We start from the raw sequence: 5,945 nt of genomic DNA, 5'->3' as shown, positions 1-5,945 counted from the left end.
GTCCCCTAAGAGCACCGATATCGGCTACATCATCGTGGCATCGGTGCGCGTGCTGGGAGCCAACGCCATCCGAAACGGTGGCCTATATACGCTGACGCATCATCGGGGCGTGCAGGTAATTATGGCCGAGAAGGTTACGGCTGGGGCCGGTGAGGCCGAGGGGGCGGCCGACGATCAGGCGGTATCGCCTGCGGAACGTTTCGAGGCGCAAGTGCAACATGCGGTGGCGGAACTGTACCGGAACCGGAGGACAGGATGATGGCTGAGGTAGCGGGAGTAGTCGCGCCATCCTTGGCTCCCGCCGGATTGCTGGTTGGTACTGGGCGGAGCAAGCGGGCTGTGATCTACTTGCGGGTATCGACCCTCAAGCAGGTTGGCCGCGACGATGACCCGGACGGCTACTCTTTGCCTGCCCAGCGGGAGGCCTGCGAACGCAAAGCCGCCAGCCTTGACGCTGAGGTAGTGGCAGTATTCGTCGACCGGGGCGAGTCCGCCAAGACTGCCGACCGCAAAGAATTTCAAAAGATGATGGCCTTCGTTAAACAGCAGGGCGACATCGACTATGTCATCTTGGACAAGGTAGACCGCTTCGCCCGTAACCGGCGGGATGACGCCAACATCATGTTCGAGCTGAAGTCTGTAGGCGCCACGCTGGTAAGCGTCAAAGAAAATATTGACGAGACGCCCGGCGGGCAGCTGCTCCACGCGATTATGGCTGGGATCGTGGAGTTCTACTCCCGCAACCTGGCGACCGAAGCCCTGAAGGGGATGACCCAGAAGGCGAAAGTTGGTGGGACACCAGGGCGGGCGCCGGTTGGCTATCTCAACACCCGGCAGCGCATCGAAGGCCGGGAGGTGACTATTGTCATTATCGACCCAGAGCGCGCGCCGCATGTCCGGTGGGCCTTTGAGATGTACGCCACCGGAGAGTGGACACTGCGGCAGCTCACCGACGCCCTGGCTGAACGGGGTCTCATGGCGCTGCCGCACGGGAAGAAGCTGCCGGGGCCGCTCGCCATCTCCCATGTATCGCGGGTGCTGAATAACCGCTACTACATCGGCAAGGTAACTTTCAAGGGTATTGAGTACGAGGGCCGCCATGAGCCGCTGATCTCCGAAGCCCTGTTCATGCGGGTACAGGAGATGCTCGCCCTGCACAACGTCGCCGGTGAAAAGCGGCGGGTACACACCCACTATCTCAAGAGCGCGGTGTACTGCGGTGCCTGTGGTGAGCGGCTTTCCCTGATGAATGCAAAGGGCCAGTACCTCTATTTCTACTGCCTTGGGCGCCAGAACCACCGTACCGATTGCGCTGCCCCCTACATGCTGGCGGACGCGGTGGAAGAGGCCGTTGAACGGTACTGGAAGACGGTGCGGATTTCGGAAGAAGTACAGGATGCAATCCGGGAAGGCGTGCGGGCGGAGATCCAGCACCAGCAGGCCCAGGCCGCGCCGGGAGGTTGCCCGGGCCAAGCGGCGGGTCGGGGAGCTGGCCGACGAGTGGCGGCGGCTGGCCCGTGGAGTGGTGACCGGCTCTGTTCCGGAGGACCTGGCCCAGGAGGAGCAAGCCCGGGTCGCCACGGAGCTACGGCAGGCCGAAAGCACGCTGCGCACCGCCGCCACGATGTATGACGACATCGAGGAGACCTTGCGTCTAACCCTGGAACTGGTGGGCCGGGCTAGCGAGGTCTACCAGGCGGGCGGGCCGCAGGTCCGTCGGCTGGCCAACCGCTTCTTCTTCGAGCGACTCCTGGTGAGTGTGGTGGACGACGAGGTGACCGTGACGGATGCCGCCCTACACGAGCCGATGGCGACCCTGCTTGATCCGGCGCTGCAAGCCCGGTTGATCCGAAACGGCACGAACCCCGGCCGAGACGCCCGTGGCGGTGGCCCTGGTGGACCGGGCGCCACGGTCGATCTTGGCCGGGGTTCGAGAGAGATCTATTTGGTGCGGGAGGGGGGACTTGAACCCCCACGCCCGAAGGCGGCAGATCCTAAGTCTGCTGCGTCTGCCATTCCGCCACTCCCGCGCGACCTCCAGAGTAGCGATCGCCTCACCTGGGGGGCGCCCCGCCTCCCGCCGGGTCACGCCCCGCATCCTCACCAGGACCGCGGACAGCCGTGGACAGCCGTGGACAGCCGTGGACAGCCGTGGGCAGCCGTGTGTAGCCATGGAGGCTGCCCCAGCCCGGCCACGAACCTTCGTATTGGGCCATTCACGGGGTTCACTGGTATCGGCCGGGTTTGGCGGACGCCAGGCCGGACAGATATCGGCAGTCCAGAGGGCTCACACCGCCGGTCACCGAGGCTCGTCTCACGGTCGTCGGGACGACAACCGTGAGAGGGCCGTTGTCGTCAGCCTGACTCGCACGGGCATCCGACCGGCGGCAGGGTTGTTTCGCGCCGGTTTGGCCAGGACGACTGGGAGACGATTCATATGACCCTCACGGAGGTCCCGCGCTTCGCCCCCCGCCGGCGTTCCGCCCACCGGCGAGGCACCGGCACAGGTTGAGAGCCCGCCGACCAAGGTCAGGGCCGAGGCCAACGTCAGGGCCGAGGCCGAGGCCGGGAACGAGGCCCCACGGCTGGTCTGCCCCGGTCCCCGCCACGCCGCCCAGCGTGCCCTCCTCGAACGGAACCGGGCGTTGAAGCTCATCGACACCGGTCGGGCGACGACCGCGGCCGTCTGCGCGGTCCGTGACACGGGCCTGCGGGTGAACGGCCGGCCGGTCGCCGAGGTTCATCTGCTCATCGAACGCCCCGGCGCGTGGGGCAACGTGTACCCGGTGGTGCGCAGCACGGTCCTTCCCGACCCGGACATCGACCTGAGCGAGGCGGCGACGGCCTCGTCGGGCCGCCCGCGTCGTATCCCCGTGCTGGTCGATCCGCGCCGTCCGGAGAACGTGCTGCTGGGCTGGGATCTGCGACCGGCGAGCTGACGAAGCCGTCAACGAAGCGATCGACGAAGCCTGCGGGATGGGCCGGCCAGGCGCCTCAGGGACGGTCCCGGTCAGGCGGCGGCGAGGCCCAGGTCGCGCAGCAGCTTGGCGACATGACCGGTCGCGCGGACATTGTACTGCGCCACCTCGATCGTGCCGTCCGTGCCGATCACGAACGTCGAGCGGATCACGCCGACGGTCTTCTTCCCGTACATTGTCTTCTCGCCGAAGGCGCCGTACGCGGCGAGCACCTTCCGCTCCGGGTCGGAGAGCAGCGGAAACGTCAGGGCTTCCGCGTCGCGGAACTTCACCAGCTTGGCGGGCTTGTCGGGAGAGATCCCGAGCACGTCGATGCCGGCGTTGCCGAGCTGGGCGAGGCTGTCCCGGAAGTCGCAGGCCTGCTTCGTGCACCCCGGGGTCGACGCGGCCGGGTAGAAGTAGACGACGACCCGCCGTCCCCGGTAGGACGCCAGGGACACCTCGTTCCCCTCGGAGTCGGGCAGGGTGAAGTCGGGTGCGACGTCGCCGGGGACCAGACGGGCGGCGTTGGCAGTCTCAGTCATGGTCCGAAAAGTAGCCGTGGCCTGCGCAGGACGGCAAACCCCCCAGCGGACAGATCCCCAACGTGGCGAGATTCGGGGGACCAGGGCACGGTCTGTGCACCATGGACCGTGTCTTGGTCCCCCATCTGCTCAGGCTGCTGCGTCGACCGCCGCGCGGAAGCCCTCCGGGGTGAGCTGCTCCCCGGACAGCCGCTTGCCGTTGACGAAGACGGTCGGCGTGCCGGTGACGCCGGCCTTCGATGCGTCCTCGTCGACCTTGGCGACGTACCCGTCGTAGGTCCCCTCGTTGACCGCTTTCCGGTACGCCTGCGAGGTCAGCCCCGCTTTCGCCCCGAGCGTGATGAGCGTGTCGTTGGTGAAGCCGCCGGTGCGCTCCTCGGGCTGGTTCGCGTACAGCACATCGTGCAACTGCCGGAACCTGCCCTCGTTGGCGGCTGCCGCCGCCGCGTTCGCCGCCCGCTTCGACTCCGGCCCGATGAACGACATCATGTGATAATCAATCTTGATTTTTCCGTCGTCGAGGAGCTTGTCGATAGTCGGCCCGGTTGTCTTCTCCAGTGTCCCGCAGATGGGGCACTGGAAATCCTCGTATATGTCGACGGTGACCGGCGCGGACGCCTTCCCGACGACGATGCCGTGATCGGTGCCGGTGGCGCTCGCCGGCAGGACCACCGGCTTCGACTCCTCGCGGGAGTTCTGGACGGCAAAGCCGATCGCGCCGACCAGGACGAGAACGGCCAGCACCACGCCGGTGATGATGCCGCGCTGCCGTCGCCGTTCCCGCGCTGCCGCCGCGGCCCGCGCCGCCGCGGCCTTGGCCCGTCGCTCCTGTCCGCTGGCCGCCTTGCCCCCACCTGCCGGGGGGGTCGCGTCGGGCCTCGCGGCGCCGCCGCCCGGGGCCCTACCGCCGGTCGTCAACGGTGTCTTCTTCGACTTCGAAGCCATCAGCGGTACTCCCGGAAAGATCGTTCACCGGTTGGTCGAGGAGGCGGTCCACCGCCAGATAGCCGCTCGGCCGCCAGGCCAGCAGCCCGGCGGCGGCGAGCAGCAGGCTGTCGCGGATCAGCTCGGAGGTGTAGTGCGTCGGGGCATCGGCAGCGAGATCACCCCCGGAGGAGAAGCAGCCGCAGTCGATCCGCAGCCCCCGGGCGGCGGCCGACGCGATCGCTGCGATGTAGACGGCGAACATCACCGCGGACACGACGGCGGACAGCCGCACGGCGAGCCCCACGACGAGCAGCATCCCCAGGGCGATCTCCAGGAACGGGACGCCGTACGCGATCGGCTGCACGAGGGCATCGGGCAGGATGCGGAACGCCCGCACGGAGCGCACCATCCCGTCCGGGTCGTTGACCTTCAACAGCCCGGCGACCAGCCAGACCACGCCGAGGCCGAGGCGCAACACCGTGGAGACGGCGCGACTGGCCGGCTGCATGGGGGTGACAAGGCTATAGGTGATCGGATTCAAGTCCGTGCTTCTTCTGATCCGGACCGCTCGGCGGTCAGCTTGGGCAGGTCGTCGATGTAGTCCTGGACGCTGGTCCCCGCCAGGTACAGCGCGCGGATCCTGTCATCTCGAGAGAAGACGATGACCTGGGCGCCATGGGTGACCAGAACGGAGCCGTCGGCCTGGACCTCCGGTTTCTCCAGGGGAACGCCCAGGGCCTCGGCCTCGGTACGGATCCGGTCGAACGGACCGCGGGCGCCGATGAAGGTTGCGTTGAACTGCTTAAGCCAACGACTGAGGACCACCTCCGTATCCCGATCAGGGTCGGTCGTCACGAAGACGACTGTCACCTGGTCACGCACGTCCGGTTTCACCTCGCCGAGTGCCGACGCGATGTCCGCCATCGTGGTCGGGCAGACGTCCGGACAGTGGGTGTAGCCGAAGAACAGCATGGTGATCTTTCCCTGCGTGCGTGCGCGCAGGTCGAGGGGACGGCCGTCGGTGTCGGTGAGGTTGAGGGCCGGCTTGGCCAGCCGCCTGGCCGGGACGGTGCCGTGCAGGCCGCCGTTGTCGCCTCCGTTCCCCGCATCGACGATCTTCACTCCGGTGTCGGTTCCCGAGCCGGCGCAGGCGGTGAGCAGCGCCATCGAGGAGGCGACCAGGACCGTGGCAATGGTTCCGGCCAGTGCCGGACGGCGCCGCGGGAAGCGCGACGGGGGGAACTGCCCGGGTGGGGAACCGGCGCCGTGACGGGAACCCGTGTCGTGACGAGGATGGTGGACCAGGGACATGACGCTCCAGGACAGGGCCGGGCAGGACGGACCGGGGCCACGGAAAACGTGTCCGTCTGACCGCAGCAGGTACTAGGGCCTGTTTGGGAAGTTTATCGGGGCAGCCATTCGTTGATCGCGGCGATGGTGACTGTTGCTTCGTAGCGGACGTATAGCTTGTCGTAGCGGGTCGCGACCGCCCGGTGGCGTTTGAGCCGGTTGATGC

At 67.3% G+C, this 5,945-nt stretch carries 7 protein-coding genes and 1 tRNA gene; 3 read left to right on the top strand and 5 right to left on the bottom strand.

All coding sequences use genetic code 11. From position 1 onward, the window contains the following. The coding region (locus tag AC08OU_RS18825) for a hypothetical protein (protein WP_476605430.1) at nucleotides 1-259 on the top strand (259 nt) is incomplete at its 5' end. A gap of 80 nt (nucleotides 260-339) precedes the next feature. Continuing rightward, nucleotides 340-1,632: a recombinase family protein gene (locus AC08OU_RS18820; RefSeq protein WP_476601531.1), complete on the top strand. Its 1,293-nt coding sequence runs from the start codon at nucleotides 340-342 to the stop codon at nucleotides 1,630-1,632. 314 nt (nucleotides 1,633-1,946) lie between these two features. On the opposite strand, the gene AC08OU_RS18815 is transcribed toward AC08OU_RS18820, so the two are convergent. Next, nucleotides 1,947-2,030: transfer RNA gene (locus AC08OU_RS18815), tRNA-Leu, on the bottom strand. Between the two features lie 615 nt (nucleotides 2,031-2,645). On the opposite strand from AC08OU_RS18815, the gene AC08OU_RS18810 reads away from it, so the two are divergent. Further along, nucleotides 2,646-2,939: a hypothetical protein gene (locus tag AC08OU_RS18810; RefSeq protein WP_476601532.1), complete on the top strand. Its 294-nt coding sequence runs from the start codon at nucleotides 2,646-2,648 to the stop codon at nucleotides 2,937-2,939. A gap of 71 nt (nucleotides 2,940-3,010) precedes the next feature. On the opposite strand, the gene bcp is transcribed toward AC08OU_RS18810, so the two are convergent. The 4 genes from bcp to AC08OU_RS18790 form a co-directional block, all read right to left on the bottom strand. Further along, nucleotides 3,011-3,502 carry a thioredoxin-dependent thiol peroxidase gene (gene bcp, locus AC08OU_RS18805; RefSeq protein ID WP_462203927.1) on the bottom strand — a complete coding sequence of 164 codons (492 nt, stop codon included), beginning with the start codon at nucleotides 3,500-3,502 and terminating at the stop codon, nucleotides 3,011-3,013. 129 nt (nucleotides 3,503-3,631) lie between these two features. After that, the gene (locus tag AC08OU_RS18800; protein ID WP_476601533.1) at nucleotides 3,632-4,420 is read right to left on the bottom strand and encodes a DsbA family protein; all 789 of its coding nucleotides are present in this window, start codon (nucleotides 4,418-4,420) and stop codon (nucleotides 3,632-3,634) included. Next, complete coding sequence (locus tag AC08OU_RS18795) at nucleotides 4,404-4,970, bottom strand: MauE/DoxX family redox-associated membrane protein (RefSeq protein ID WP_476601534.1); 567 nt, start codon at nucleotides 4,968-4,970, stop codon at nucleotides 4,404-4,406. The genes AC08OU_RS18800 and AC08OU_RS18795 overlap by 17 nt, the downstream gene beginning before the upstream one ends. Next, nucleotides 4,967-5,740, bottom strand: coding sequence for an SCO family protein (locus tag AC08OU_RS18790; RefSeq protein WP_476605429.1), 774 nt, complete (start codon nucleotides 5,738-5,740; stop codon nucleotides 4,967-4,969). The genes AC08OU_RS18795 and AC08OU_RS18790 overlap by 4 nt, the downstream gene beginning before the upstream one ends. Nucleotides 5,741-5,945: the final 205 nt, after the last annotated feature.

It is taken from the genome of Frankia sp. CcMO1, from assembly GCF_977945845.1.
This window is presented reverse-complemented; position numbering and strand designations above follow the sequence as displayed.

Coding starts and splice junctions, on each gene's coding strand:
- bcp (WP_462203927.1), bottom strand. CDS start 3,502: ATGACTGAGACTGCCAACGCCGCCCGTCTGGTCCCCGGCGACGTCGCA.
- AC08OU_RS18790 (WP_476605429.1), bottom strand. CDS start 5,740: ATGTCCCTGGTCCACCATCCTCGTCACGACACGGGTTCCCGTCACGGC.